The organism is Thioalkalivibrio sp. ALJ15, from assembly GCF_000383695.1.
GTDB lineage: Bacteria > Pseudomonadota > Gammaproteobacteria > Ectothiorhodospirales > Ectothiorhodospiraceae > Thioalkalivibrio.
Genome location: NZ_KB912057.1, coordinates 185,053 through 210,495, shown reverse-complemented (window position 1 = coordinate 210,495; position 25,443 = coordinate 185,053). Strand labels below are relative to the sequence as shown.

General features: G+C 67.3%; 23 protein-coding genes. 9 read left to right on the top strand and 14 right to left on the bottom strand.

Annotated elements, in window-relative coordinates; translation table 11 throughout:
* Complete coding sequence (gene fdx, locus G015_RS0104615) at positions 1-339, top strand: ISC system 2Fe-2S type ferredoxin (RefSeq protein ID WP_020146243.1); 339 nt, start codon at positions 1-3, stop codon at positions 337-339.
* A 10-nt stretch (positions 340-349) separates the two neighbouring features.
* A complete protein-coding gene (iscX, locus tag G015_RS0104610; RefSeq protein WP_020146242.1) occupies positions 350-556 on the top strand; it encodes a Fe-S cluster assembly protein IscX in 207 nt (68 codons plus the stop codon).
* Positions 557-560: 4 nt separating this feature from the next.
* Here iscX and G015_RS0104605 read toward each other — a convergent pair whose 3' ends face one another.
* Positions 561-2,378, bottom strand: a complete 1,818-nt coding sequence (locus tag G015_RS0104605) for an ABC transporter ATP-binding protein/permease (RefSeq protein WP_020146241.1) — start codon at positions 2,376-2,378, stop codon at positions 561-563.
* A complete protein-coding gene (locus G015_RS0104600; protein ID WP_020146240.1) occupies positions 2,379-3,377 on the bottom strand; it encodes a diguanylate cyclase in 999 nt (332 codons plus the stop codon).
* A gap of 184 nt (positions 3,378-3,561) precedes the next feature.
* Here G015_RS0104600 and recQ point away from each other — a divergent pair, with 184 nt between their 5' ends.
* Together recQ and G015_RS0104590 are read left to right on the top strand one after the other, a co-directional pair.
* Positions 3,562-5,442: a DNA helicase RecQ gene (recQ, locus tag G015_RS0104595; protein WP_020146239.1), complete on the top strand. Its 1,881-nt coding sequence runs from the start codon at positions 3,562-3,564 to the stop codon at positions 5,440-5,442.
* 56 nt (positions 5,443-5,498) lie between these two features.
* Entirely contained in the window at positions 5,499-6,254 is a 756-nt protein-coding gene (locus G015_RS0104590; protein WP_020146238.1) for a DUF3581 family protein, read from the top strand.
* A gap of 33 nt (positions 6,255-6,287) precedes the next feature.
* Here the strand turns inward: G015_RS0104590 and G015_RS0104585 are convergent, their stop codons facing one another.
* The gene (locus G015_RS0104585; RefSeq protein ID WP_018138874.1) at positions 6,288-6,668 is read right to left on the bottom strand and encodes a DUF2237 family protein; all 381 of its coding nucleotides are present in this window, start codon (positions 6,666-6,668) and stop codon (positions 6,288-6,290) included.
* A gap of 228 nt (positions 6,669-6,896) precedes the next feature.
* Here G015_RS0104585 and G015_RS13905 point away from each other — a divergent pair, with 228 nt between their 5' ends.
* A complete protein-coding gene (locus tag G015_RS13905; protein ID WP_081601208.1) occupies positions 6,897-7,202 on the top strand; it encodes a hypothetical protein in 306 nt (101 codons plus the stop codon).
* Positions 7,203-7,220: 18 nt separating this feature from the next.
* Here the strand turns inward: G015_RS13905 and codB are convergent, their stop codons facing one another.
* Both codB and G015_RS0104575 read right to left on the bottom strand, forming a co-directional pair.
* The gene (gene codB, locus G015_RS0104580; protein ID WP_018174415.1) at positions 7,221-8,483 is read right to left on the bottom strand and encodes a cytosine permease; all 1,263 of its coding nucleotides are present in this window, start codon (positions 8,481-8,483) and stop codon (positions 7,221-7,223) included.
* A gap of 46 nt (positions 8,484-8,529) precedes the next feature.
* Positions 8,530-9,108, bottom strand: a complete 579-nt coding sequence (locus tag G015_RS0104575) for an NAD(P)H-dependent oxidoreductase (protein ID WP_018174416.1) — start codon at positions 9,106-9,108, stop codon at positions 8,530-8,532.
* 166 nt (positions 9,109-9,274) lie between these two features.
* Between G015_RS0104575 and G015_RS0104570 the strand changes: the two genes are divergently transcribed.
* Together G015_RS0104570 and G015_RS0104565 are read left to right on the top strand one after the other, a co-directional pair.
* A complete protein-coding gene (locus G015_RS0104570; protein ID WP_018138871.1) occupies positions 9,275-10,222 on the top strand; it encodes a sodium-dependent bicarbonate transport family permease in 948 nt (315 codons plus the stop codon).
* 4 nt (positions 10,223-10,226) lie between these two features.
* Positions 10,227-10,517 (top strand): hypothetical protein, encoded by a 291-nt coding sequence (locus G015_RS0104565; protein WP_018138870.1) that lies wholly within the window; start codon positions 10,227-10,229, stop codon positions 10,515-10,517.
* Here G015_RS0104565 and thpR read toward each other — a convergent pair.
* The 6 genes from thpR to dksA form a co-directional block, all read right to left on the bottom strand.
* Positions 10,507-11,028, bottom strand: a complete 522-nt coding sequence (gene thpR, locus G015_RS0104560; protein WP_020146237.1) for an RNA 2',3'-cyclic phosphodiesterase — start codon at positions 11,026-11,028, stop codon at positions 10,507-10,509. The two genes, G015_RS0104565 and thpR, sit on opposite strands and share 11 nt — an antisense overlap.
* A 42-nt stretch (positions 11,029-11,070) precedes the next feature.
* On the bottom strand, positions 11,071-12,381 hold the full coding sequence (locus G015_RS0104555; protein ID WP_020146236.1) for a sigma-54 dependent transcriptional regulator: 1,311 nt from the start codon (positions 12,379-12,381) through the stop codon (positions 11,071-11,073).
* Positions 12,378-15,323 (bottom strand): sensor histidine kinase, encoded by a 2,946-nt coding sequence (locus G015_RS0104550; protein ID WP_020146235.1) that lies wholly within the window; start codon positions 15,321-15,323, stop codon positions 12,378-12,380. The genes G015_RS0104555 and G015_RS0104550 overlap by 4 nt, the downstream gene beginning before the upstream one ends.
* Positions 15,313-15,486, bottom strand: a complete 174-nt coding sequence (locus G015_RS14290) for a hypothetical protein (protein WP_018138866.1) — start codon at positions 15,484-15,486, stop codon at positions 15,313-15,315. Before G015_RS14290 ends, G015_RS0104550 begins: the two co-directional genes overlap by 11 nt.
* Positions 15,487-15,875: 389 nt before the next feature.
* A complete protein-coding gene (gene gluQRS, locus G015_RS0104540; RefSeq protein WP_020146234.1) occupies positions 15,876-16,820 on the bottom strand; it encodes a tRNA glutamyl-Q(34) synthetase GluQRS in 945 nt (314 codons plus the stop codon).
* 329 nt (positions 16,821-17,149) lie between these two features.
* Entirely contained in the window at positions 17,150-17,602 is a 453-nt protein-coding gene (gene dksA / locus G015_RS0104535) for an RNA polymerase-binding protein DksA (protein ID WP_018138864.1), read from the bottom strand.
* Positions 17,603-17,742: 140 nt separating this feature from the next.
* On the opposite strand from dksA, the gene G015_RS0104530 reads away from it, so the two are divergent.
* The gene (locus G015_RS0104530; RefSeq protein WP_018995226.1) at positions 17,743-18,519 is read left to right on the top strand and encodes an HAD family hydrolase; all 777 of its coding nucleotides are present in this window, start codon (positions 17,743-17,745) and stop codon (positions 18,517-18,519) included.
* 17 nt (positions 18,520-18,536) lie between these two features.
* On the opposite strand, the gene cydC is transcribed toward G015_RS0104530, so the two are convergent.
* The 3 genes from cydC to G015_RS0104515 all read right to left on the bottom strand — a co-directional run bounded on the left by cydC (position 18,537) and on the right by G015_RS0104515 (position 23,673).
* A complete protein-coding gene (gene cydC, locus G015_RS0104525) occupies positions 18,537-20,243 on the bottom strand; it encodes a thiol reductant ABC exporter subunit CydC (protein WP_020146233.1) in 1,707 nt (568 codons plus the stop codon).
* A complete protein-coding gene (cydD, locus tag G015_RS0104520) occupies positions 20,236-21,906 on the bottom strand; it encodes a thiol reductant ABC exporter subunit CydD (RefSeq protein WP_020146232.1) in 1,671 nt (556 codons plus the stop codon). The genes cydC and cydD overlap by 8 nt, the downstream gene beginning before the upstream one ends.
* A gap of 375 nt (positions 21,907-22,281) precedes the next feature.
* Entirely contained in the window at positions 22,282-23,673 is a 1,392-nt protein-coding gene (locus G015_RS0104515) for an FAD-dependent oxidoreductase (RefSeq protein WP_020146231.1), read from the bottom strand.
* Positions 23,674-24,035: 362 nt separating this feature from the next.
* On the opposite strand from G015_RS0104515, the gene G015_RS0104510 reads away from it, so the two are divergent.
* Positions 24,036-25,442, top strand: coding sequence for a cytochrome ubiquinol oxidase subunit I (locus G015_RS0104510; RefSeq protein ID WP_018138859.1), 1,407 nt, complete (start codon positions 24,036-24,038; stop codon positions 25,440-25,442).
* Position 25,443 lies beyond the last annotated feature (1 nt).

Genomic DNA, 25,443 nt, shown 5'->3' with positions numbered 1-25,443 from the left:
ATGCCCCAGGTAATCTTTCTGCCCCACGAGGAAATCTGTCCGGAGGGGGCCTCGCTAGAGGCCGATCCGGGTATCAGCATCTGCGATCTCGCCCTGAAAAACGGGATCGAGATCGAGCATGCCTGCGAGAAGTCCTGCGCCTGCACGACCTGCCACGTGTATGTGCGCGAGGGCTTCGACAGCCTCGATGAGCCGACCGAGGACGAGGAAGACATGCTGGACAAGGCCTGGGGGCTGGAACCGGACTCCCGGCTCTCCTGTCAGGCGCTCGTGGCCGACACCGATCTGGTGGTCGAGCTGCCGAAGTACACGATCAATCAGGTCTCCGAGAACCACTGAGGGCACGGCTATGAAGTGGACCGATACCCAGGAAATCGCGATTCAGCTGGCGGACGAGCACCCGGACGTGGACCCGCGCAACGTGAACTTCATGGATCTGCGCCAGTGGGTCATGGAGCTGCCGGAGTTCGACGACGACCCGAACCGCTCCGGCGAGCGCATCCTCGAGGCGATCCAGGCCGCCTGGATGGACGAGGCCGACGTCGACGACGACTGAGGCGTTACTCGCCGGTCGTCGCTGGGTGGGCCTGTTCGGCCTCTTCCTGCTGGTGGCGCCATAGCCGCGCGTAGGCGCCGTTCAAGGCCAGCAACTCGCGGTGTGTGCCGCGTTCGACCACATGGCCGTGCTCCATGACCACGATCTGTTCGGCGTCGATCACGGTCGACAGCCGATGCGCGATCACGAGTGTGGTGCGCCGCGCCGAGACCTCGTTCAGCGCGCGCAGGATCGCCTTCTCCGAGCCTGAATCCAGTGACGAGGTCGCCTCGTCGAAGACCAGGATCGGTGGGTCCTTCAGCAGCATGCGGGCGATCGCGATCCGCTGTTTCTCCCCGCCCGAGACCTTCAGCCCCCGTTCCCCGACAACCGTATCCAGCCCGTCCGGCAGTTGTGCGATGAAGTCGTCCAGGTGTGCGAGGCGCACCGCGCGACGAATCGCCTCCTCGTCCGCGCCTGGCTGGCCGTAGGCGACGTTGTAGCGGATGGTGTCGTTGAACAGCACGGTGTCCTGCGGCACCACGCCGATGGCCCGGCGCAGACTAGCCTGCGTCACCTCGCGGATGTCCTGCCCGTCGATGGAGATGCGCCCGCCGTCCACGTCGTAGAAGCGGAACAGCAGGCGCGCCAGGGTGGATTTGCCGGCGCCACTGGGGCCCACTACAGCAAGCTTGTGCCCGGCCGGGATCTCCAGCGAGACGTCCTCGAGGATGCGCCGGTTTGCGTGGTAGCCGAAATCCACATGCTCGAAGCGCACCGTGCCCGCCCGGACTTCTAGATCGGGGGCATCCGGGCGATCCTCCACCTGAACGGGCTTTTCCAGCAGGCCGAACAGGCGCTCGATGTTGGCCAGGGACTGGCGAATCTCGCGATAGACGAAGCCGAGGAAGTTCAGCGGCATGAACAGCTGGATCATGTAGGCGTTGACCATCACCAGATCGCCCAGCGACATCTCGCCGGCGGCTACCTGGCGCGTGGCCAGGAGCATGATCACGGTAATCGCGGCGGCGATGATCAGGGCCTGTCCGGAGTTCAGCAGCACCAGCGACAGGACGTTCTTGGTGCGCGCCTGTTCCCAGGCGGCCAGCCCGCGGTCGTAGCGCTCGGCCTCAAAGGACTCGTTGCCGAAGTACTTGACCGTCTCGTAGTTCAGCAGGCTGTCGATCGCCCGGGTGTTGGACTCGTTGTCGCGCAGATTGGCCTCGCGCACGAAGCGCGTGCGCCATTCGGTAATCCAGATCGAGAACGCGATATAGACCGCGACCGCCACCAGCACCGTGACCATGAACACCGGCCCTACTGCCACCAGCAGGATCACCGCGACCAGCGCGATCTCGATCAGGGTCGGCAGGATGTTGAATACGGTAAAGCGCAGCAGGAAGCTCATGCCGCTGGTGCCGCGCTCGATGTCGCGCGCCAGCCCACCCGTCTCGCGTGCGAGGTGAAAACCCAGCTCCAGTCGGTGCAGGTGCTGGAACACGCGCAGCGAGGCACGGCGCATCGCGCGTTCCGCCACGCGCACGAAGACCGCGTCGCGCAGCTCGCCGAACAGCGTGCTGCCAAAGCGCAACAGACCGTAGCCGATCACCAGGGCCACCGGTACGGCGACCAGTGCCTCGGTACCGGCGTCCTCGAAGTGCTCGACGATGTACTTCAGCGCCAGCGGGATCGCGACCGTGGCCAGTTTGGCCAGTCCCATCAGCACGAGCGCCAGGATCAGTCGCCCGCGAAACTCCGCCAGATAGGGGAGCAGGCTCTTGAGGATGCGCCAGTTCACCGCACCGGGGGGCGGGGCATCGGGATGCGTCGTGTGGCCGCGCATTCAGATGGTTTCGACGCGGTTGCGGCTGGCGCGCTTGGCCGCGTACAGCGCCTCGTCCGCACGCGCGATCAGACTCTCGGCCGACTCCCCCGGCTGGTGGCCGGTAACGCCGAAGCTCGCGGTCAACGGCGGGTTGGTCCCGAAGTCATGTGCCTCGATCGCATGGCGCAGGGCCTCGGCGAGCTTCGCGGCCTGGTCGGCGGTGGTGTTCAGGCAGAGGATCAGGAACTCCTCGCCACCCCAGCGTGCGGCGGTATCGGAGCTGCGGATGCGTTCGCGCAGGAGTCGTCCGGTCTCGCGCAGGACATGGTCGCCGCGAGCGTGCCCCTGCTGGTCGTTGATGGTCTTGAAGTGATCCAGATCCATCAAGATCACAGTCAGGGAGCTCGCGTCCCGGTGGGCCTGCAGGATCGCGTCTTCTAGGGCATGGTTGCCCTTCAGGCGGTTGTGCAGACCCGTCAGGGGGTCGGTGGTGGCCAGACGCTCCAGGTGTTCCTGTGCGGCCTCGAGATCCCGCGTGCGTTCGCTGACCATGCGATCCAGGACCTGGGCGCGGTCCTCCAGCTCCTTGATCGGGTAGGGCTCGTCGGTCCCGTGGACCGTGGTCGGGAACGAGCCGTGCAGGTGCGCCAGCCGCCAGCCGCCGTCTGCGCGCCGAAAAACCAGGGTACCCCTCAACTCGTTGAGCTTGATCTGTTGCCCGTGAATCCGGGTGTGCATGGCGAAGGTGATCATCGCGATCGCGACCTCCGGATGCGGAAAGGTTACGTGCTCGCGCTGGATCGTGTAGTCGAAGGGCTCCGGCGCCTGCTCGATATCGCGTCGAATAATCGAAGCGGCCTCCGCTGGCGAGAACGCCGCCTCGTCCATGCCGGTACCAAAGCCGCAGAGCGTGTCGGTGTGAAGTGCGAGCACCTGTTCGAGATCCCGTTGTCGCAACCAGGCATCCAGGTACTCGCGGACCGCGCTGTGGACTTCCTCGTCAACCGAGTTGGGCATGCTTGCGGGCCATCACGTCTGGTGGATACGGGTCGGGCGGGGTGGCGACCAATGTACACGGTGGCGCTTGATTCGCACCAGTCGCGACGGGAGAGAGTGCCCCGCCGGGCCGGGCAGGTTCGAGGCTTGCAGCCTTGCCGGGCATTCGGCAGGCTTCGGTGTTTAATAATCGCTGGAGTGTGTTTTGGAACCGACACGTCTCGCCGCCGGGCACGCGCAGGGAAGCGCCCCGGCCATTGCGCCGCTGGACATCCTGCGCGAGACCTTTGGCTATTCCGATTTTCGTGGCCAGCAGCAGGCGGTCATCGAGCATGTGATCGCCGGTGGCGATGCCGTGGTGCTGATGCCTACCGGTGGTGGCAAGTCGCTGTGCTACCAGGTGCCGGCACTGGCCCGCCCGGGCTGTGCGGTGGTGATCTCCCCGCTGATTGCGCTGATGCAGGATCAGGTGGCGGCCTTGCGCCAGAACGGGGTGGCCGCGGCCAGCCTGGATTCCGGCCAGGACGCCGAGACCGCGCGCGGTGTGCTGGCCGCGCTCCATGCGGGCGAACTGGATCTCCTGTACCTGTCCCCGGAACGGCTGTTTGCCTCGGGCATGCTGGAGCGTCTGCAGGGGATCGAGCTGGCCCTGTTCGCGATCGACGAGGCGCACTGCGTGTCCCAATGGGGCCACGATTTCCGCCCGGAATACGGCCAGCTCGCGGTTCTGGCCGAACACTTCCCCGATGTCCCGCGCCTGGCGCTGACCGCCACGGCCGACGGGCCAACCCGCCAGGAGATCCGCGAACGGCTGCGGCTGGAACAGGCCCGCGCGTTCATCAGTTCCTTCGACCGTCCCAATATCCGCTATCGCGTGGCCCAGGCCGATGGTGGGCGCGGGGGTGCCCCACGCGACCGCCTGCTGCGCTTTATCCGCGAGGAGCATGCGGGCGAGGCGGGTATCGTCTATTGCCTGTCGCGCAAGAAAGTCGACGCCCTGGCCGAGTGGCTGGCGGAGCAGGGGATACCCGCGCTGCCCTATCACGCGGGCCTCTCCGCCCGCACGCGCGCGGAGAACCAGACCCGCTTTTTGCGCGAGGAGGGCGTGGTCATGGTGGCCACCATCGCGTTCGGCATGGGGATCGACAAGCCCAACGTGCGGTTCGTCGCGCACATGAACCTGCCCAAGAGCCTGGAGGGGTACTACCAGGAGACCGGGCGCGCGGGGCGCGACGGGCTGCCGGCCAATGCCTGGATGGTCTACGGCCTGCAGGACGTGGTCACCCTGCGCCAGATGCTGGAGGGCTCGCAGGCCGGCCCGGAGCGCCAGCGCATCGAGCAGCAGAAACTGGACGCGATGCTGGGGTTCTGCGAGATCACCAGCTGCCGCCGCCAGGCTCTGCTGGCGTACTTCGACGAACACATGCCGGAACCCTGCGGGACCTGCGACAACTGCACGGATCCGCCCGCGACCTGGGATGCCAGCGTGCCGGTGCAGAAGCTTCTGTCCTGCATTTACCGCACCGGCGAGCGTTTCGGGGCGGGGCATGTGATCGACGTGCTGCGGGGCTCTTCGAGCGAGCGCCTGCAACGGCTCGGGCACGATCGGCTGAGTACCTACGGGATCGGCACCGAACTGGACAAGATGCAGTGGCGCGGGGTGGTGCGCCAGCTTCTGGCCCGAGGCCTGCTGCGGCTGGATGACGAGGGCCACGGTGGATTGCGCCTGGACCCCGCCTGCCGAGGCGTGCTGCGCGGGGAGGAGTCCATCCACCTGCGCGAGGAGCAGGCCCGTCCGGCGCGCCAGGCCCGGCCTGCACGCCGCGATACCGCCCGCAGCGTATCCGCGATGGATCCGGAAGACCGGGGTCTGTGGGAACGCCTGCGAGCGCTGCGCACGGACCTGGCGCGGGAGCAGGGGGTGCCGCCGTACGTGATCTTCTCCGACGCCACGTTGCTGGAGATGGTGGCCAGCGCGCCGCGTACGCCGGAGGAGATGGCGGGGATTACCGGGGTGGGGCAGCACAAGCTCGAGCGCTACGGCGATGCGTTCATCCGGGCCATCGAGGGGCATTTCGGGCTATAGTGGTGCAAACGCCGGGACAGGCCCGATAACAAGACAACAACAGCCGGGGAGACCGCGTGAGCCATACCCCTTTTCTGAAAGATTTCTACGAACTCCGGGATGGCCAGGTGGTGGTCACTCCCGAACAGGGCAGCGAGTTCGCCAAGACGCTGGCGGGTGACTTCAACCCGATCCATGACGCCGACAACCGGCGTTTCTGTGTGCCCGGCGATCTGCTGTTTGCCCTGGTGCTGGATACCTTCGGCGCGAGCGCGAACATGCATTTTCGCTTCACCAGCATGGTCGGCGGACATGTGCCGCTGATCTTCCCGGAACACCCGGGCGATGCCTTCGCCATTACGGCAGACGGCGGCAAGAGCGTGATCGAGGTCGAGCGCTCCGGGCGGGTGATCAATGATCCGGATGTGATCGAGTCGCTGATCCGCAGCTACGTCAGCTTCTCCGGGCAGAATTTCCCGCATGTGCTCGTGCCGCTAATGGAGGAGCACGGGGTGATGGTGAACCCCAAGCGCCCGCTGGTGATGTACGAGCGCATGGGCTTCAGCCTGCCGGAGCCGCTGGCCGCAACGGCCGGTGTCCCGGAACCGCGGCTCAAGGATGCGGTGATGACCGTCAACGGCAAGCGCGGCGAGATCCGCCTCGACTACGAGCTGGTGATCGACCAGGCCGTCGTGGCCGAAGGCAGCAAGCATCTGGTGCTGAGCGGCCTGCGCCCGTACGACGCCGCGGACGTCGAACAACTGGTGGCCGACTACGAGAGCTGGAAGGCCGCCTACAGCGGCGAGAGCCGTGCACGGCGGGTGGCCGGCTAGCTCCGCCGACTCCGCATCCTTCGGAGTCGCTATCTACTCGGCTGTATCGCGCGCGTGTTCGGCCAGGAGATCGCGCGGGATGATCGCCAGCGTCTCCTCGTGCGTGGCGCGCAGGAATACCCCGGGCGCACAGCCGGCCTTGTAGGCCTCCAGCCAGCGCCCCGCACAAAGACACCAGCGATCCCCGGCCTTCAGACCCGGAAACCCGAATGCCGGATTGGGTGTGCTTAGATCGTTTCCCCTGGCGCGCGAGTACTCCAGAAAATCCTCGGTCATCTCGGCACAGACGGTGTGAATGCCCTGGTCGTCATGGCCGGTCGCGCAGTCACCGTCGCGATAAAAGCCGGTGACGGGATCGGTGCCGCAGGGTTCCAGCGGGCGACCAAAGACGTTGCGGGACTCGAAGCGCTGCATCAGTCAGCATCTCCTGGTGAATGATCTACCCTGGCAGGATATCGAAGTCGTCAGCGTACCGAGTGGTTCCTGCACAGGGGATGAGAGTTCATCCTGGAACGATGGCGTAAGGTCTCGTGAAGCGACTGCATAGTGTGAAGGGATTGGCAGTTTTTCGGGTGTGCCGGAACGCCCGGGCCTTTCGCGCGGACTCACGGGCAGGAATCCACACAAGGAGTAGGTGACATGATGTCGACGAAACGTTGGGTATTGGCGGCGGCGCTGGGCGCCTTGTTCACGGTCGGCACCGCTCAGGCGCAACCGGGCCCCGGTGGCCCGCCGGGGGGCTCGCCCGGGGCCAGTGGTGGTACCCCGGCCGGAGGCAATCCGCCCCCGGGCCATGGCGGAACACCCCCGGGACAGCAGCGCGGTGGCAGCAGCCCGGACCTGCCCAAGCCGCCGCGTTCGTCCAGCCCGCCCTCGCCGGGGGATGGCCCGTTGCCGGATCCGTCCGACCTGCCGGAGCCGCCGACCCCGCCGACGCCTGATCTCTGATCAACCTTCCCGGATGGTTTAGCGATTCTCTGCCCGTCGCGCCCGCAGCGCGGCGGGCAGGGCCGGGTTCATCAGAACCGCATAGGCCGCGGTGGCGGCCACCACACCAACTAGTGGCGGCACGACGGGCGAGTAGTACGCGGCCGCCGAGCCGGCGGCGTAGGCCAGCAGCCCCGGCCAGTGAAAGCTCGGGAGCCGGGTGTTGGCCAGTTGTGGATACTGCCCCCGGTGGCGCAGCCAGTAATCGGCCATGATTACACCCCCCAGCGGCGGGATGAAGGTCCCCAGCAGGATCAGGAACGGCACCAGGTAGTCATACATCCCGGCCACCGCCAGTGCCGTGCCGATAGCGGCCCCGAGTACCGTCACCAGGCGCCTGCGTTGGGTGCGCAGCAGATTGCAACCGGCCACGCCGAAGTTGTAGATGGTGTTGTCCTGAGTACTCCAGATGTTCAGCAGCAGCATCAGCAGCGTGAAGGTCACGAACCCCTGCGCCAGCATCACGTGGACGATGTCCGCCTCGTGATAGATCAGCGCGCCCAGTGCGCCGGTCAGTACCATCAACCCATTTCCCAAGACGAAGGCCGCCAGGGTGGCGATCACCGCAATGCGGGGTGTGCGCGCGAAGCGGGTCCAGTTGGTCGCCAGTGTTGCGCCGCCGACAAACGTCCCGATCACGATGGTGAGCGCGGAGCCGAAGCCCATCTCTGTTTCCGGATCCTGCCCCAGCAGACCGCCGGGGCCGCCGACCTCGCCCACGCCAATGAACAGCGTGAACAGGATAAACAGCAGCATTACCGGCACGGCGACGCGGGAGAGCCAGTCGAGACCACGGTAGCCGATCATCGCGGTGATGCAGAAGGCGAAGCCGAACAGCACCATCAGTCCGACCTCCATGGGTTCGGGGAGGGCGGTGGTCTCGACCAGTATGATCGCAACCGTTGCGGTACCCCAGGCGTACCAGCCGATCTGGGTGAACGCGAGGATCACGTCGGAGAGCTTGCTGCCCCACTCGCCGAAGCAGAAGCGCCCCATCAGCACTGTGTGCAGCCCGCTCTTGCAGCCGATGTAGGCGAGTGTGGCCGCATAGGCTCCGAGCAGGAGATTCCCAAGCGCAATCACCACCATCAGTTCGCCGAAGCTGAAGGCGGTGCCCAGCGACCCGCCGGCCCACAGGGTCGAGGTGAAAAAGGTGAACCCGAACAGGACCACGGTCATGGACCAGAACCCCTTGCGGGCGTGGTCCGGTACTTCGCTCAGGGGGTGATCGTTGTGGTTCACACGCGTCCGTTGGCTGGGGGTCCGGGGGAGTGTACCGATGGTCGTGCTACTTCGCCTGACCTCCCAGCTCCCTCATTTTTTCCAGCCAGCGTTCGCGGCTAGCGGCATTGCCCCCGGACTGCCCGATCAGGGTGTGGCGCACGGGGCTGAAGCCGCAGAAAAGGAAGACGTTGCGCTCCAGGCTCCTCAGGCTGTGCGCGCGATAGAACCAGCGGTAGATCGGTGCCGGCATGCCCATGGTGACGACGATACGCACCGAGCGGCCCCTCAGCCGGGTATGGCGCAACTGGTTCATGTCGCCGTCACCCACAAAGGATGGCCGAAAGACCTGCTCCAGGAAGCCCTTGACCAGCGCCGGCATATCGCCCATCCACAGGGGGTAGACGAGCACCAGGTGGTTGGCGACCTCGATCAACTCCTGTGCCTCGAGGATCGCCGGGGGCACGGCCTCCTCCAGGAACTCGGCCTGGCTGCGCAGCAGCGGGAAGTCACGCTGGGCGATCGGGAACGCATCCACTGCGAGACCTGCACGCTCGGCACCCTCGCGGTAGGCGTCCGCCAGCGCATGGTCGAAGTGGCCTTCGGCCGGGTCCGGGTGGCCCTGCAGGATCAGGATGCGTGTCATCGGCCAGCCTCCGGCAGCTCGGGAACAAACCACTCATTACGAGCGTAGCCCATCACTGAAGCCGTCTGGCTTTACTGCCAGTAGCAGCGGCGGATCGATGCACATTGATTCGAGTTTGCCCTACGATATTCCGGGTGCTGCAGCGCAGTAACGGAGACGGGTGGAAATGGCTTTTGATCCGGTAGTTTTGTTCTTCCTGCTCGGGGCAATTGCCGGGCTGGCCAAGTCGGATCTCAAGATCCCGATGGCGATCTACGAGGCGCTGTCGATCTATCTGTTGCTGGCCATCGGGTTGCATGGCGGCGTGAAACTGGCCGAGAGCGAGTTGGTGCCGCTGATTCTGCCCGGCCTTGCGGTGCTGACGGTCGGGGCCCTGATCCCGCTGCTGGCGTTTCCAGTGCTGCGCTGGCTGGGGCATATGCCGCGCGCGGATTCGGCCTCCATCGCCGCACACTACGGCTCGGTCAGCGTGGTGACGTTCTCGGTAGCGGTCGCCTTTCTCGCAGCCCGCGGGATCGACTACGAGGGTCACATGGTGGTCTTCCTCGTGCTGCTGGAGATGCCGGCGCTGGTGATCGGCATCCTGCTGGCACGCATGGGCACGAAGGGACCGGTGCAATGGGGCAAGACCATGCACGAGGTCTTTTTCGGCAAGAGCATCTTCCTGCTCGCCGGTGGGCTGGTGATCGGCTTCGTGGCCGGTCCCGAATTGATGGACCCACTGGAGCCGATGTTCTTCGATCTGTTCAAGGGCGTACTGGCCCTGTTTCTGCTGGAGATGGGGCTGGTCGCCTCCAGCCGGATCGCCGAGGTGCGCCAGTACGGGCTGTTCCTGGTGGTGTTCGCGATCGTGATGCCGGTGGTCTCGGCGATCCTCGGGATCCTGCTGGGCTGGGGCCTGGGCATGAGCCTGGGTGGTACGCTGCTGCTGGCTACCCTGTACGCGAGTGCGTCCTACATCGCCGCACCCGCGGCCATGCGCATCGCGGTACCCAAGGCCAACCCCGCGCTGTCGATCGGGGCCTCGCTGGGGGTCACCTTCCCGTTCAATATCTTCCTGGGCGTCCCGCTGTACTTCTGGATGACCCAGTGGCTCTACTCGCTGGGAGGCTAGGACAATGCAATCGGAGGAGATGCTGCTGTTGACGGTGGTGGCCGAGGCCATCCTCGAGGATATTCTGATCGAGGAGGTGCGCCGCCAGGGCGCGGCTGGCTACACCGTGTCCGACACCCGGGGCTGGGGCAAACATGGCAAGCGCCGGGGCAACTGGCGCCAGGGCGGCAACATCAAGCTTGAAGTGGTCGGTTCCCCGGACCTGTGCGACCGCATTGCCAAACAGTTCAAGGAGCAGTACGAGGCGGACTATGGCCTGTTGATGTTCACATCCCCGGTCACGCTCAAGAACTGAGCCGGACCCGCGCGAGGACCTTGTAGGGGCCGGGGTTGCCACCCTGGCCGGATTCGATCAGCACGACCTCCGTCGCGTTCCAGTGGATCGCGTGCTCGGGCGTCTCGCGTTCGGGCGGACGCGCGAAGCGGCGCAGGGTCACGTGCGGCCGGAACGAGTGATCCTCTGGCGTGGCGCCGCAGGCTCGGGTGAGGTCGCGCGCCCGGGCCGCGAGCGTGTCGAGCGCGGCCGGTGTCGCGGAGGGCCCGATCCAGCTGACGTGCGCCCGCTCGAAATGGCCGAGCCGGTCCAGTGTGAGCGGAAAGGCCTCCTGCCCCAGCGTACCCATCTCCCGGGCGATACAGTCGGCCTGGGTGGCCGGGATGGTGCCGGCAAAGGCCAGCGTCAGGTGCAGGTGGCCCCGGGGGACGGGCCGTCCCGGGCCACTCAGGCGTTGCGCTTCGTCATCCAGCATCCCGCGCGTGGTGTCATCGGGCCACAGCGCGAGGAACACGCGGCGTGCGTCGCTCAAGGCGTCTCTCCTTGACCCGGTCAGGCCGCCCGGCCAGGCCGCTTAAGGGCGGGGCAGGCCCTCGCGCTGGCGGCGTTCCCACAGGGTCTTGCGGCTGATACCCAGGGCGCGCGCGAGTTCGGTCTCGGTCATCTGGGCCTGGTTCTGTTGTACGAAGCGGCGGAAATAGTCATTGAGGCTCGAGCCTCCGGGAGTCGTGTCGCCATTGCCCGTAGCCGGGGCCAGTCCCAGGTGGTCCGGTTCGATCCGGCTGTCCGGGCTCAGCACCCAGCCGCGCTCGAGGGCATTCGCCAGTTCGCGCACGTTGCCCGGCCAGTCGTGGGACTCGAGTGTTTTCTGCGCGGCCTGGGTGAGTTCGGCGGGTGGTCCGCCATTCCCTGCCAGATCGGAGAGGAAATGCCGGGCCAGTGCCGGGATATCCTCGCGGCGCTCGCGCAGCGGCGGGATGGACAGCTCCAGTACGCGCAGGCGGTAGTACAGGTCGGCACGAAAGGCCTGTTCGCCGATCATCGCCTCCAGGTCGCGATGCGTGGCCGCCAGCAGGCGGACATCGACCTTCAGGTTTTCGTTCGCGCCGACCGGGCGGATCTCGCCGTCCTGCAGCACGCGCAGCAGGCGCGCCTGCGCGGCCGGGGCCAGTTCGCCAATCTCGTCCAGGAACAGCGTGCCGCCGTGGGCCGCCTGGATCAGGCCGGTGCGCGCCTTGACGGCGCCGGTATAGGCGCCCTGGGCATGGCCGAACAGCTCGGCTTCGACCAGTCCCTCGGGGATGGTCGCGCAGTTGACCGCAATAAACGGCCCGGTTGCGCGCGAGCTGAGCCGATGCAGGGCCCGTGCAGCCAGCTCCTTGCCGGTGCCCGACTCGCCGCGCAGCAGTACGGTGGACTGAGTGGTCGCGACCCGGCGGATCTGGTCACGCAGGCGCTGGATGGCCACGCTGTCGCCCACCAGGCCCAGACTGTCGTCGTCGGAATCGCGGTCGCTGCCCGCCGTCGTTGCGGCGGGGACCCCCCGCAGCGCCGCGCGCAGGGTGAGCAACAGGGCGTCGTGATCGAATGGCTTGGCGATGTAGTCGGCCGCGCCTTCCTTCATCGCGGTGACGGCCGAGGGGACCGAGGCGTAGCTCGTCATGATCACGGTGGGGGTATGGCCGGCCTCGGCCAGTAGCTCGATGCCCTCGCCGTCGGGCAGGCGCAGGTCTACCAGCATCAGGTCCGGCAGTTCCTCCCGCAGGGCGGTGCGGGCGCTGGCGAGGTCTTCGGCCAGCCGCACCTGGAACCCGTGATGCTCCAGGAACCGGCGCACGGCACGGCGGATCGGGGCTTCGTCGTCAACCAGAAGGATGCGCGTCATGCGTGGTCGCCATCGGGGTTGTGTCGCGGCAGGATCAGGATAAAGCGCGCACCGCCGTCCGGGCGGTTCGCGGCCATCAGGGTACCACCGTGGTCGCGCACAATGCTGTAGGCCACCGGCAGGCCGAGCCCGGTGCCGTGGCCGGCGGGCTTGGTGGTAAAGAATGGCTCGAACAGCCGCTCCAGGCTGGATTCCTCGATGCCCGGTCCGCGGTCGTCGATGATCAGGTGGATGTTGCGACCGCGAGCGCTGGCGCTGATCGCTACCGTCGCATTCTCGGGTGAGGCCTGTTCGGCATTGGTCAGCAGGTTGATGAACACCTGCAGCAGGGTCGCGTGCGAGCCGCGCAGATAGAGGCCTTCGAGGCCGTCCAGCTCGAAGCGCAGGTCCTTGCGCCCGGCGAGGCGAGTGAGGCGGATCGCCTCGTTGACGATGGCATCCAGCGCGATGGTCTCGAAATGCCCGGCGGAGGGGCCCTCGTCGGCATGGGCGAAGGTGACCAGCGACTGCACGATCGCATTGATGCGCCGCGTCTGCGCGAGGATGTCCTCGGCGGTGCCCCGGACCTCTTCGGGGTCCTCCTCCAGCGGGAGGTTCTGCGCCAGCGAGGCGATGCCCGTCAGCGGGTTGCCGATCTCGTGCGCGACCCCGGCGGCAAAGCGCCCGATGGAGGCCAGGCGATCACCGTGGGCTATTTCGGACTCCAGCTGGGCGCGCTCGGTGATGTCCTCGATCAGGACGATGCGACCCTCCAGCCGGCCATGCTCGTCCTGGAGTGCGGACTTGTGGAGGTTCAGCCGCCGGTTGCCATCGGGCAGATCGACGTTGAGCTTGTACCACTGGCGATCCGGGCTCTCGATAAAGGCGGTCAGCAGCCCCGCCCAGGGACTCTCGAGCTGCTGCAGATTGCATCCGATGGCCTGGTCAGTGTTGATCGCGGTCAGTTTGGCCAGGGCCTGGTTCCAGCCGGTGATCTCGCCGGTGGTGCCAAGGCTTGCTACCCCCAGCGGCAGTTCGTGAAGGATCTGGCGGTGGAAGCGGCGCAGGGCGTCCAGCTCGGCCGCCAGACCCGACAGGGGCAGGGCGCGCGTCTCGAGTTGCTCTTCCACCCGGCGCAGGCTCTCGCTCAGAGTGTGGCGCCCGGCGGCGTCGAGACGCAGGTGCTGGTCGACGATCATGCGGGCGAGCACCGGGCCCAGCAGGCCCGACAGGTTGCGCTCGATGCGCTCGCGCAGCGTGCGCAGGTCGCCGCGCGAACGGGTGTGGCGCGGCAGGCCGAGATCGTCGAGGGCCCGCTGGACCTCGTGACGGGCAGCGCTGGCACCGAGCGTGGCGGCCAGTGCGGTCTCCATCTCGGCGACATCGCCGGCCAGCGGCAGGCCGCCGCCGGTCCCGGCCGATTCGTTGGGGCAGCAGGCGCGCCCGGCCTCGGTCTCCTCGCGGTTGGGGCGGGTCAGCAGCGAGCCGAGCGCAAACAGCACGGCATTGATGCCAAGGCTGCACATCAGGGCGAAGGTCCACGGGTCCAGGGCCTCGGCCCGAAGCATTCCCTGTGGGTCCGGGTAGCCAGCAACGATCCCCGCCTTGGCCATCAGCGGCAGCACCAGCGTCAACAGCCAGCCGGCGATGCCCGCACAGAGTCCCAGCAGGAAGCCGACGCGGTTGGCCTGTTTCCACAGCATCAGCCCGATCAGCCCCGGTAGCAGTTGGGCTACGGCGGCAAACGAGATCAGGCCCAGCTGGGCCAGGCCTTCGACCACCTGCAGCAGGCCGTAGAACGCGTAGCCCAGACCGATGATGAACACGATCCACAGGCGTCGACCCCAGAGGAGCCGGGAATAGAGGTTGGCGGCGGCGCTATCCTCGTCGTGCAGGCGCGTCAGTGGCGACAGGTAGTTGGTCCCCATGTGGGCCAGGGCCAGCGTGGTCACGATCATCATTGCGCTGGCGGCCGAGAGACCACCAATGAACACCAGCAAGGCCAGCGAGGGCGAGTCGACCATGCCGGCGATGCCGATTGCGTAGTAGTTGGTGTCGATGCCGAGCTCGGCCGCCTCTCCGGCCCAGTAGAGCACCGGCATCGGCAGGTTCAGCAGGAGCAGGAAGGCGGGAAAGGCCCAGGCAGCCCGGTTGAGCGCCGCCGGGTTGATGTTCTCGGTAAAGAGCATGTGGAACTGGCGCGGCAGCAGGAAGGCGGCGGCAAACGCCAGGATCATCATCGCGAACCAGCCGCCCTCGCGTACCGGCGCGTACAGCGCATCCACGGCCTCGGGATTCTCGGTCAGCCAGGTGTCCAGGCCGGAAAACCCGCCGAAGACCGCGTACAGCGCGACTGCGGTGATGCCGAGGATCGCCACCAGCTTCACGATGGACTCGAACGCGATGGCCAGCACCAGGCCGGCGTGTTTCTCGCGCGGTGCGATATGGCGGGCGCCGAACAGGATCGCGAACAACGCGATGGTGGCGCTGAAGGTCAGGGCCAGGAGGTGCGGTGGCGTCTCGGCCGTCAGGACGCCGGCGGATTCCGCGACCGCCTTGATCTGCAGCGCGATGTACGGGAGTACCCCGGCCAGCATGAACAGCGCGACGATGGGGCCGGTCCAGCGGCTGCGATAGCGAAACGCGAACAGATCCGCCAGGGATGTGAGCTGCTGCTCGCGGGTCAGGCGCAGGATCGGGCGCAGCAGCCACGGGGTAGCGGCGAAGGCCAGCGTCACGCCCAGGTAGATCGTCAGGTACAGGTAGCCATGGTCCGCGAGGAAGCCGAGGTTGCCGTAGAAGGTCCAGGACGTGGCATAGACGCCGAGCGACAGGCTGAATACCCAGCCGTTGGCCGCGATGCGCCCGACGCGCGGAACGCGATCGGCCAGGAAGGCGATCCCGAACAACAGCGCCAGATAGGCCACGCCGACGGCGTAGATCAGGCCCAGGCTAAGGGTCACGGCGACCCCCGGCAAAGACAACGGCAACCAGGACGATGAAGGTCGCCCAGCCAGCGAATGGCCACCACCAGGCCGGCGTCAGGTGCGCGACCCAGATGACCAGTGGGCTGAGGAACAGCAAGGCGCCCAGCAGGGCGACGAGGATTGCGCGTGAAGACTGCAAGGTCAGCGCCCCGGAGTGTGCCGATCCGGCCTGTGACGGGCCGCAGGCCGTGGCGCGAATGTGGGGGTGGACAGGCGCAGCATGGCCGCAGTCTACCCCCTAGGGAAACACTGATGAATGTACACGTTCGCGCTCGAGTCACTTTTTTCGTGTGAACAAGGCGCGGTGACTGCCGTGCAGTCATTCTGCACAAGGGAGCCGCAACGCAGTTCCCACGCCCGTTTTTGATAACAACCGGCGGCCGAGCCCTTTTGGGGTTGGCACCCCAGGTTCCCCGATCCTGCGTTGCGCCCCGAATTGATCAAAAACGGGCGGGTAGATCCACTACCCGCTGCACGACGCGCCTTGTCTCGGAAAACCTGGGGTGCCAACGCGAGCGTGTACATTCATCAGTGTTTCCCTGGCTCGCGGACGGGCACGCCGGTAGTGAGTGGCAGGCGAGTGGCCAGGGGACGGTCGGTCAGGCGCTCCAGTGCCTCGGCCAGCTGGGCAGCGGGCCGGTCGGGGCAGTCGGGGTCGCTGGGTGCCAGCCCGATGCAGGTCAGCACTGAGGCGAGCTGGGCGCGTGTGGTGTCCTCGCGCAGACCCTCGGCGCCTGTCGCCTTGGACAGCTTCTGGCCACCCGCGCCGATCAGCACGGGGTGGTGCGCGTAACGCGGCCAGGGCGTGGCCAACGATTGATACAGCTGCATCTGACGGGGAGTAGAGCCCAGCAGATCGACTCCGCGCACCACGTCGGTCACGCCCAACCCGAGATCATCCACGACGGTGGCCAGCTGGTAGGCGAACAGGCCATCCGCGCGGCGGATGACGAAGTCGCTGCCAAGGGCCTCGAGGTCGAAGGCGACGGGGCCCAGGAAACGGTCTGCCACGCCCCAGTGTGACTGCGCCGCACGGGCACGGAAGGCCCGCGGCGGGTGTCCGGCCGGCGGACCCTGACGACAAGTTCCGGGGTAGATCGGGCCTTCCCAGCCCGGTTTGCCGTTGTGAGCAAGGTCGCGCCGGGTGCAGGCGCAGCCAAAGGCGAGGTCCCGGGCTAGCAAGTGCTCAAGCGCGGCCTGGTATGTCGGGGTGCGGTTGCTCTGGCGGGTGGCCGGGCCGTCCCAGTCCAGGGCGAAGGCCTCGAGTGCCGAAAGGATCGCGGACTCCGCGCCCGTCTGGACGCGCGGGGTGTCGATGTCGTCGATACGCAGGTGCCAACGGCCGTGGTGACTGCGGGCGTCCAGCCACGAGATGACGGCGGCGAACAGGGAACCCGCATGCAGCGGGCCGGAGGGGGTAGGGGCAAAGCGCCCCACATAGGGGGCGCCTTGATTCGAGCTGGCGGTAGTCATGGCACAGCCATCCTGCCGCCGGATGACCTGCTAGGGAGACGCTGATTTAATCGCACGTCCGCGTTGGTGCCCCCTGTTTTCCGAGACAAGGCGCGTCGTGCAGCGGGTAGTGGTTCTACCCGCCCGTTTTTGATGAATGCGGGGCGCAACGCAGGATCGGGGAACAGGGGGCACCAACCCCACAAGCCATTGAAAGCAGAGGCTCGGCCGCTTTTGCGTGGGAACGGCGTTGCGGTTCCCTTGTGCAGGATGACTGCACGGCAGTCACCGCGCCTTGTTCCCACGCAAAAGCGACTCGAGCGCGGACGTGCGATTAAATCAGCGTCTCCCTAGGCCATCTGCTTTTCCTTGATCTCCGCCAGCTGCTTGCAGTCGATGCACATCGTGGCGGTCGGGCGTGCCTCGAGGCGGCGGATGCCGATCTCGACGCCGCAGGTCTCGCAGTAGCCGTAGTCCCCGGTGTCGATCTTGCGCAGGGCCTCGTCGATCTTCTTCGACAGCTTGCGCTCGCGATCGCGGGCACGCAGCTCCAGGCCAAACTCCTCTTCCTGGGTCGCGCGGTCGGCCGGGTCCGCGAAGTTCGCGGCGTCCTGACGCATGTGGCCCACGGTACGGTCGACCTCTTCGGCCAGCTCCTGGCGCCATGCCCGCAGCAGGCTGCGGAAATGATCGAGCTGATCCGGATTCATGTACTCTTCGCCGGACTTCGGCTCGTAGGGCGCGATGCCTCCGGCAACCATGTGCTTGGTGGAGGGGTGGTCCTGATTCTTGTCAGCAGCCATGCGGGCATTCTCTCCGGCTGGAAAAATAAGGCGCACTTAGTATCAGAGACAGCCCGGCTGGGCAAGTCCCGTGCCAGTATTTTTTGTGTGGGGCCCGGAGCGAATCCCACTTTATCAGCCACATATCCAGAGGAACCCGGATGCAGGAACTGAAGGCCTTGATCTTCGATGTCGACGGCACACTGGCCGATACCGAGCGCGATGGGCATCGCGTCGCATTCAACCAGGCGTTTGCCGAGGCCGGGCTGGACTGGGAGTGGAGCGTCGAGCGCTACGGACAGTTGTTGCGCGTGACGGGTGGCAAGGAACGCATCCGCCAGTACCTCTCGGAGGATCATCCCGACATCCTGGACGAGCCCGAAATCGATCAGCGCATCCGGGACCTGCATGCGGCCAAGACAAGGCACTACGTGGCGCTGCTGGAGACCGGCGCGATCCCGCTGCGGCCGGGGGTCGAACGTCTGCTCGACGAGGCGTCGGCGGCAGGACTGCGCCTGGCGATTGCTACCACCACGACGCCCGAGAACGTCACCGCGCTGCTGGAAGCGACCCTGGGTGAAGAGGGCCCGTATCGCTTCGAGGTGATCTCTGCCGGTGACGTCGTCCCGGAGAAAAAGCCCGCCCCGGATATCTTCCAGCACGCCCTGGAGGCGATGGATCTGCCGCCACAGGCCTGCTTGGCCCTCGAGGACTCGGACAACGGCGTGCGCGCAGCCCGGGGGGCGGGGCTGAATGTGGTGGTCACGACGAACGACTACACGCGCGAGCAGGACTTCACCGGCGCCCTGGTTGTCCTGGATGGATTTGGCGAGCCGCAGTGTCCGGCAACGGTGTTCCGGGGGCCGGATTTGCCGGGCCCCTGTGTCGATGTTGCCGCGCTCCGCGAGTGGGCCGCGGCAGCGCAAGGCGGGCGTTGAGCCCGGTCCGTGTTTCCCTAAGCAGTAGTAACCGAATCAGAACCCGTCCGGGGCAGCGCGGGGCGCGGTAGCAGCAGACGTGTCCAGTCCGGCGGCAGCGCGTCCGGGGCATGGGTCACGAGGATGCATTGGCGCCGAGCCAGCCAGGGCCGGAGGCGCTGCAGGATCCGCTGGATGGTGGCGGCATCGAGACCGGAAAAGGGTTCGTCCAGCAGCACGATCGGGCGGTCCTGCAGGAGTATGGCGGCGAGCGCCAGGCGCTGACGCTGGCCACCGGACAGGCGCTGCCCGCCCTCGCCGATGCGGGCGTCCAGTCCATCCGCATCGGCGCCAACCCGGTCGGCCAGGTCGACTTGCCGAAGCGCATCCCACAAGGCCTCGTCCTGGTGGTCGTCATGCGGACCGGGCGCGAGGATGTTGCGGATGCGGGTGTCCGGCAGGTGCGGGGTCTGCGGCAGATAGCTGATCCGGGCATAGCGGGCATCGACCGACAGGGCCTCGATGGGTGTCGACCCGATCCGGACCGACCCGGCCAGGGGCGCCTGTTCGCCGGCGAGGGTGTCCAGCAGGGTGCTCTTGCCGTGTCCGCTCGGGGCGGTCACGACCAGCGGCGTCCCGGGTTCGGGTGCCAGGTCCAGCGGTGCCGACAGCGGGCGGCCGGCCTCGAATCCCGTCACCACGCCCTGCGCGGACAGGCGCGGGTGTCCCTGCCGTTCACCCCCTTCGGGCAAATCGGCCGGGAGGGGCTTCCGCGCGACCACATGCCGTATGCGGCGCGCGGCGGCCAGGCTCTCGCCGGCCCGCCACCAGGCGCCCGGCAGGCTGCCCAGGACCTCGCCCAGGCCCAGGGTCATCAGGGGCAGCAGGACTGCCACAGGTGCTGAAATCAGCCCCTGCGTGTACCAGTGCAGGGCCAGCAGGAGCATCAGCAGTGCCGAGACGGCGACCACCGCCTGCACCACGGGCTCGGTCAGTGTGCCCACCGACTCCTGTCGGGTCAGTCGCCGGGCATGGTCGCGGTTCTGCCGCGCCAGCGCCTGTTCGGTATCGCCCGCCCGCTGGAAGGCGATCAGTTCGGCCAGGCCCCCGATGTAGTCGGCCAGGGCGATACGCTCATGAGCCCGGGCGCGTACCAACTGGCGGCTGTCACGTTGCCCGACCCATGCGAGCAGCAGCGAGACCAGCACGGTCAGGGTGCCGGCCACCAGCAGCAGCGCCGCCGCCGGCCATGGCGCCAGCCAGAATGCAATGACCAGCGTGACCAGCAGGCTCAGCAGGGCCGCGATGATCGGGCCGACCACGCGCAGCGGCATCGCGTCCAGGGTGTCGATGTCCCCGGTCAGGCGGGTCTGCAGGTCGCCGCTGCGATAGGCGCGGACCCAGCCGGCGGGACGGGCCGCCAGGCCGCGGAATGTCTGGCCCCGCAGGTCGGCGAGGCTGCGCAGCACCGCCTCGTGGCTGACCAGCCGCTCGGAATAGCGCGCCAGCGTGCGCGCGATCGCCGCGGTTCGGATGCCGCCCGAGGGGACGTAGACGTCGAGGGTGGCCAGCAGGCCGACCCCGGCCAGGGCCGTGGCCGTAATAAACCAGCCGGACAGCGCCAGCAACGCGATCCCGGCGACCCAGGTCAGGGCCAGCAGGGCCCAGGCGCCCCAGTACCAGAGCCGCCGTTGCCGGAAGATCGCGTGCAGGAAGCGCAGATCCCGGAAGCCGTCCCTACGCATCCCGATCCCCCACGAGATTCAGGGTCCGCTGGCAACGGGCCTGCACCGTCGTGTGGTGCGTGGCCACGACCAGCGTGAGCCCATGTTCCCGGGCCAGCCCGAACAGGGTGTCCAGCAATGCGCGCTCGGTCGCCGCGTCGAGTGCGCTGGTGGGCTCGTCCAGCAGCCATAGCCGGTAGCCGGAGAGCAGGCCGCGGGCAAGGGCGACACGCTGGGCCTGGCCGCCGGAGAGGCCGCGGCGCTGCTCGCCAATCGCCGTATCCAGCCCGTCCGGCAGCTCCGCCGCCGTCAGCGGCAGGCCGGCCTGCGCCAGCGCCGAGCCCATCTCCTCATCGGAGAGGGGCTCGCGGCGGGCCAGCTGCAGGTTCTCGCGCAGGGTCCCGTGGAACAGGTGGGCCTGTTGTCCGATCCACACGAACGATTGCGCATCACCATGGCGCCGTACGCGTCCCTCGTCCGGTTGCAGGAACCCCGCACACAGGGCGAGCAGGGTGGATTTTCCCGCGCCACTGGGCCCGGTGATCGCGATGGATTCGCCGGGCTCGACGGTCAGCGTGGTCCGGGGCAGGGCGAGTGCGTCCTGGCCGGGATAGCGCAGGCTGACGGCTTCCAGTGCGAGCATCGCGCCGGTCGGGTCGGTCTCGGGCGGCTCGATGGCCGGAGCGGCGCTGGCGGCGGGGTGTTCGGCGGGCGCGGTCAGCGGGGCCAGAGCCTCGGCCGCCGCGAGCGCACCGGCGCGGTCGTGATAGCTCTGTGCGAACTGCCGCAGCGGCAGGAAGTATTCCGGCGCCAGCAGCAGCACGAACAGACCGGTGAACAGCGTCAGCTCCGCGGCCGGGCCGTAGTCCAGCGCCCCGAACAGGGCAAAGCCGACATAGATCGCGACCATGCCGATGGCCACGGCGCTGAAGAACTCCATCACGGCCGAGGACAGGAAGGCCACCCGCAGCGTACGCATGGTAAGTCGGCGCTGATGGTGGCTGCGCTCCACCACCTCGGACTGGGTGGCCTCGATTGCGCGTGCCCGGCGCAGCCAGTCGAGGGCGCGGATGCGGTCCAGGAAGTGCCCGGCGAGACGGTCCTGCTCGGCCTGCTGCTGGCGATGGATCTGTTCGGCCCCCATGCCGACGATAGCCATGAAGGCCGGAATCAGCGGGGCCGCGAACAGCAGCAGCAGGCCGGCCAGCCAGTCCAGCCAGAACACCGTGATCAGGATCGCCAGCGGGATCAGGATGACCGCCTGCAGCGCGGGCAGGTAACGCGCGTAGTAGCCGGTCAGGTCCTCGCCGCGGGCCTGGAAGCGTTCGATCCATTCGCCGGTGGTGGCCTGTGCCGCGAGCCGCGCCGGACCGGCCTCGCGGGCGCGATGCAGCAGCTCGCCGCGCAGGCGGCCCTTGACCGCGTGGGCCAGCCGCTGGCCGGCCAGGTCACGCAGTCCCTGTGCGCTGTAGCGCAGCACGATCAGTACGAGCCCGGCCGCCAGCACCGCTGCCCAGTCCAGGCGCTCGGGCGCGAACAGGGCCTGGTACACGGCCTGGGCGATGATGCCGGCCACGCCGATCGTCGCGCCGGCCGCGATCAGGGAGCCGGCCGCGGACATCCAGAGCCAGCGGCGATGGGGGCGGGCACGCTGGCGCAGCCACTCCCTGGCGGTAGCATTCATCGCGTGCGGACGACGGGCATCCGGGCTCGACGCAGCGGGAGCGGACGGATTGGGCGTGTGGACATCAGTCAGGCTCCTAGGGAAACACTGATTAATGTACACGCTCGCGCTCGAGTCGCTTTTGCGTGCGAACAAGGCGCGGTGACTGCCGTGCAGTCACTCTGCACAAGGGAACCGCAACGCCGTGCGCAGGCAAAAGCGGCCGAGCCCCTGCATTCAATGGCTTGTGGGGTTGGTACCCCAGGTTCCCCGATCCTGCGTTGCGGCCCGCATTAGTCAAAAACGGGCCGGTAGAACGACTACCGGCTGCGCACCGCGCCTTGTCTCGGAAAACCTGGGGTACCAACGCGAGCGTGTACATTGATCAGTGTTTCCCTAGCGCAGGTAGCGCCCGCGCAGCATGTTGAAGTACAGCGGCTTGATCATGTGCACCTTCAGACGCCACCACATCCAGCTGGGTTCGCCCTGATCGATGAAGCCGAAGGTCGGGACCTCCTGCAGGCTGTAGTCGAACTCCACCAGGGCGGCCTTGCCGACCTCGGTGATCAGCGGGCAGGAGGTGTAGCCGTCGAACTCGCGCGATGGCTCGCGATCCTGCAGTACATCCACCAGGTTGTCCGGCATCACCGCGCCGTGGGAGCGCACGGTGGAGGCGGTCTTGCCGATCGCGGTGGCGACCACATCGCCGGCGCCGAAGATGTTCGGATAGCGGGTGTGCTGGAGGGTGCGATCATCCACCGCCAGCCAGCCGCCATCGGCCAGCGCGCCATCCTCCACGGCAAGCCCGGCCTCGCGCACGAACCCGTGGGCCCGCATCGGCGGCGTCACATGGAGGTAGTCGTAGTCGACCGTCTCCTCGTTGCCGTTCGTCCCGCGGAAGGTGGCCTGCCGGGCGTCGATATCGACCGCGGCGAGAAACCCATCCTCGTTCACGGCGATGTCACGCTCGGCATACAGGTCGCGCACCATCGTGTCGAAGCGCGCGACGCTGAACAGGCGGTCTGCCCCGGTGTGGTAGTGGAACTCCGCATCTCCGCGCTGGCCGGCGCTCTGCAGCAGGCTCTCGGCGATGAAGGTGGCCTTGATCGGGGCGCCGGCACACTTGATCGGCGTCCCCGGGATGGTGAAGCGGGCCACGCCGCCGCGCTCGCCAAAGGTGCGTACCTGTTCGTAGGCATCGCGCGCGGCCTCGGCGCTGGCGTAGATGCTGGTCAGGCCCGGGCGGCTGATGTCCTCGCGGCGCAGGCCGTCGATGGCCTCGAAGTCCAGGTGCAGGCCGGTTGCGACCACCAGGAAGTCGTAGTCCAGGTGGTCGCCATCGACCGTCTCCACCCGCTGCGACTCCGGGTCGATCGCGGCCACGGCGGAACGCACCCAGTCCACCCCGCGCGGGATATAGCGCTCGTTGCGCCGCTGGACCTCGCCGACCGAATAGACGCCCGCCGCTACCAGGGTCCAGCCGGGCTGGTAGTCGTGGATCTCGCTCGGTTCCACCACGGTAATACGGGCGCCATCGAGCAGGGCGCGCAGGCGGGCGGCCATGGTCAGGCCGGCGGCGCCTCCACCCAGCACGACGATGCGTGCCCGTGTCGAGACCGCGGCCTGAGCCGGGGCGGCCTGTACGCCGGTCGCCGAGGCCAGGCCGGCCGCGCCGGCGATCTTCAGGAAGTCGCGGCGGGACAGGCCGCTGCGGTCCATGGCGGCAGCCAGGGCCTCGGTCGACTGCTGCTGGCGGCTGCGATTTTCGCGCTGTTCGGGCTGGGACATGCTGGATCTCCGTCGTCCGGCACCGCGGTTCCTGCGGTGCACTCTTGTTATGAAAGGCGGGCGTCTGACGCGCCCTGCTTGCCGTTTTCTTACAAGTTGCGTGCCAGATCGCAGAGCCCGCTCGCGCCTGCCGCTGGCGGCGGGTTGTGCCACGACAGGACTGCCACAAATGGCAGTTGTGGGGTTTTTGCTGCCATGAATGGCAGTCACAGCGGCGCTGTGGCGAGCGGGTGCGGGCGGTTGTCTTCGAGGCCGGTTGCCGCCTGCCGGGCCCGCGAGCGGGAGGCGGGCTTGCTGGCACGGTACTTGTAAGGACGCGGTAGCTGCGTCCGGACGGCGCACCCTGACAATGGAGGAACGCCATGGAGCTCGACCCCATACTGCTATCACGAATCCAGTTTGCATTCGTGGTCTCGTTTCACGCCATCTTCCCGGTCTTTACCATCGGGCTGGCGTCGTTCATCGCCTTCCTGGAGTTTCGCGCCTGGAAGACCGGCGATGCGATCTACACCCAGATCTCGAAGTTCTGGATCAAGATCTTCGCGGTCGTGTTCGGGATGGGGGTGGTCTCCGGGCTGGTGATGTCGTTCCAGTTCGGGACCAACTGGAGTGCGTTCTCCTATGCGACCGCCAACTTCCTCGGGCCGGTGCTCTCCTACGAGGTGCTGACGGCCTTCTTCCTCGAGGCGGCCTTCCTGGGCGTGCTGCTGTTCGGCCGTGACCGGGTACCGCAGGGCGTGCACCTGTTCGCGGCGCTGATGGTGGCGCTGGGTACCTTCATTTCCTCGTTCTGGATCCTGGTCGCCAACAGCTGGATGCAGACCCCGGTGGGCTTCGAGTTGCAGGACGGTGTCTTCCACGTGACCTCCTGGATCACCGCGATCTTCAACCCGAGCTTCTGGCCGCGCTTCTTCCATATGGGCCTGGCCTCGCTGCTGACCGCGGGTTTCGTGGTCGCCGGCGTCTCGGCCTGGTACCTGCTGCGCCAGCGCGATGTGCTGGTCAACCGCAAGGCGCTGGGCACCACGATGTGGGTGTTGCTGCTGGCGGCCCCGGCCCAGCTGGTGGTGGGCGACATCCATGGCCTGAATACCTTTGAACATCAGCCGACCAAGGTCGCGGCGATGGAGGGCGTCTGGGAGACCGAACGCGGGGCACCGCTGCTGCTGTTCGCGATCCCGGATTCGGCCAATGAGACCAACCACTTCGAGATCGGTATCCCGAAGATGGCCAGTTTCATCCTGACCCACGAGCTGGATGGCGAGGTCCCCGGCCTGCTGGAGGTACCCGCCGAGGAACGCCCGCCGGTGGGGATCACCTTCTGGTCGTTCCGCATCATGGTCGCGATCGGGATGGTGATGATCCTGTTCGTGCTGGCCGGTGCCTGGCTGCGCTTCCGGCGCCGCATGTTCGCCTCGCCGCGTTTCCTGCGGGGTCTGACCTGGATGATCCCGGCCCCGTTCATCGCGGTGGTCGCCGGCTGGTTCGTGACCGAGACCGGGCGCGCACCCTGGCTGGTCTACGGCGTGATGACCCATGCCGAGGGCATCACTCCGGCGCTGACGGGAGGCATGGCCCTGTTCACGCTGATCGGCTACGTGCTGGTCTACGCCGCCGTGTTCACGGCTGGCGTCTACTACCTGGTGCGTATCGTGCAGAAGGGACCGGAGACCACCGAGGTCCGGCAGGCCCCGGCCCACGCGAAGCGGCCCTGGTCCGCGGCCGATACCTCGATCGACGACGCCGCTACCGGCGCTGCAAGGAGCTGAT

Bases quoted from the DNA above. Each gene is read 5' to 3' on its own strand.
- G015_RS0104570 (WP_018138871.1), top strand. From the start codon at position 9,275: ATGGCTTTTGATCCGGTAGTTTTGTTCTTCCTGCTCGGGGCAATTGCC.
- gluQRS (WP_020146234.1), bottom strand. From the start codon at position 16,820: ATGACTACCGCCAGCTCGAATCAAGGCGCCCCCTATGTGGGGCGCTTT.
- G015_RS0104530 (WP_018995226.1), top strand. From the start codon at position 17,743: ATGCAGGAACTGAAGGCCTTGATCTTCGATGTCGACGGCACACTGGCC.
- G015_RS0104565 (WP_018138870.1), top strand. From the start codon at position 10,227: ATGCAATCGGAGGAGATGCTGCTGTTGACGGTGGTGGCCGAGGCCATC.
- iscX (WP_020146242.1), top strand. From the start codon at position 350: ATGAAGTGGACCGATACCCAGGAAATCGCGATTCAGCTGGCGGACGAG.
- cydC (WP_020146233.1), bottom strand. From the start codon at position 20,243: ATGCGTAGGGACGGCTTCCGGGATCTGCGCTTCCTGCACGCGATCTTC.
- G015_RS0104575 (WP_018174416.1), bottom strand. From the start codon at position 9,108: ATGACACGCATCCTGATCCTGCAGGGCCACCCGGACCCGGCCGAAGGC.
- G015_RS0104605 (WP_020146241.1), bottom strand. From the start codon at position 2,378: ATGCGCGGCCACACGACGCATCCCGATGCCCCGCCCCCCGGTGCGGTG.
- G015_RS0104515 (WP_020146231.1), bottom strand. From the start codon at position 23,673: ATGTCCCAGCCCGAACAGCGCGAAAATCGCAGCCGCCAGCAGCAGTCG.
- G015_RS0104510 (WP_018138859.1), top strand. From the start codon at position 24,036: ATGGAGCTCGACCCCATACTGCTATCACGAATCCAGTTTGCATTCGTG.
- fdx (WP_020146243.1), top strand. From the start codon at position 1: ATGCCCCAGGTAATCTTTCTGCCCCACGAGGAAATCTGTCCGGAGGGG.
- G015_RS0104585 (WP_018138874.1), bottom strand. From the start codon at position 6,668: ATGCAGCGCTTCGAGTCCCGCAACGTCTTTGGTCGCCCGCTGGAACCC.
- dksA (WP_018138864.1), bottom strand. From the start codon at position 17,602: ATGGCTGCTGACAAGAATCAGGACCACCCCTCCACCAAGCACATGGTT.
- cydD (WP_020146232.1), bottom strand. From the start codon at position 21,906: ATGAATGCTACCGCCAGGGAGTGGCTGCGCCAGCGTGCCCGCCCCCAT.
- G015_RS13905 (WP_081601208.1), top strand. From the start codon at position 6,897: ATGTCGACGAAACGTTGGGTATTGGCGGCGGCGCTGGGCGCCTTGTTC.
- G015_RS0104555 (WP_020146236.1), bottom strand. From the start codon at position 12,381: ATGACGCGCATCCTTCTGGTTGACGACGAAGCCCCGATCCGCCGTGCC.
- G015_RS0104600 (WP_020146240.1), bottom strand. From the start codon at position 3,377: ATGCCCAACTCGGTTGACGAGGAAGTCCACAGCGCGGTCCGCGAGTAC.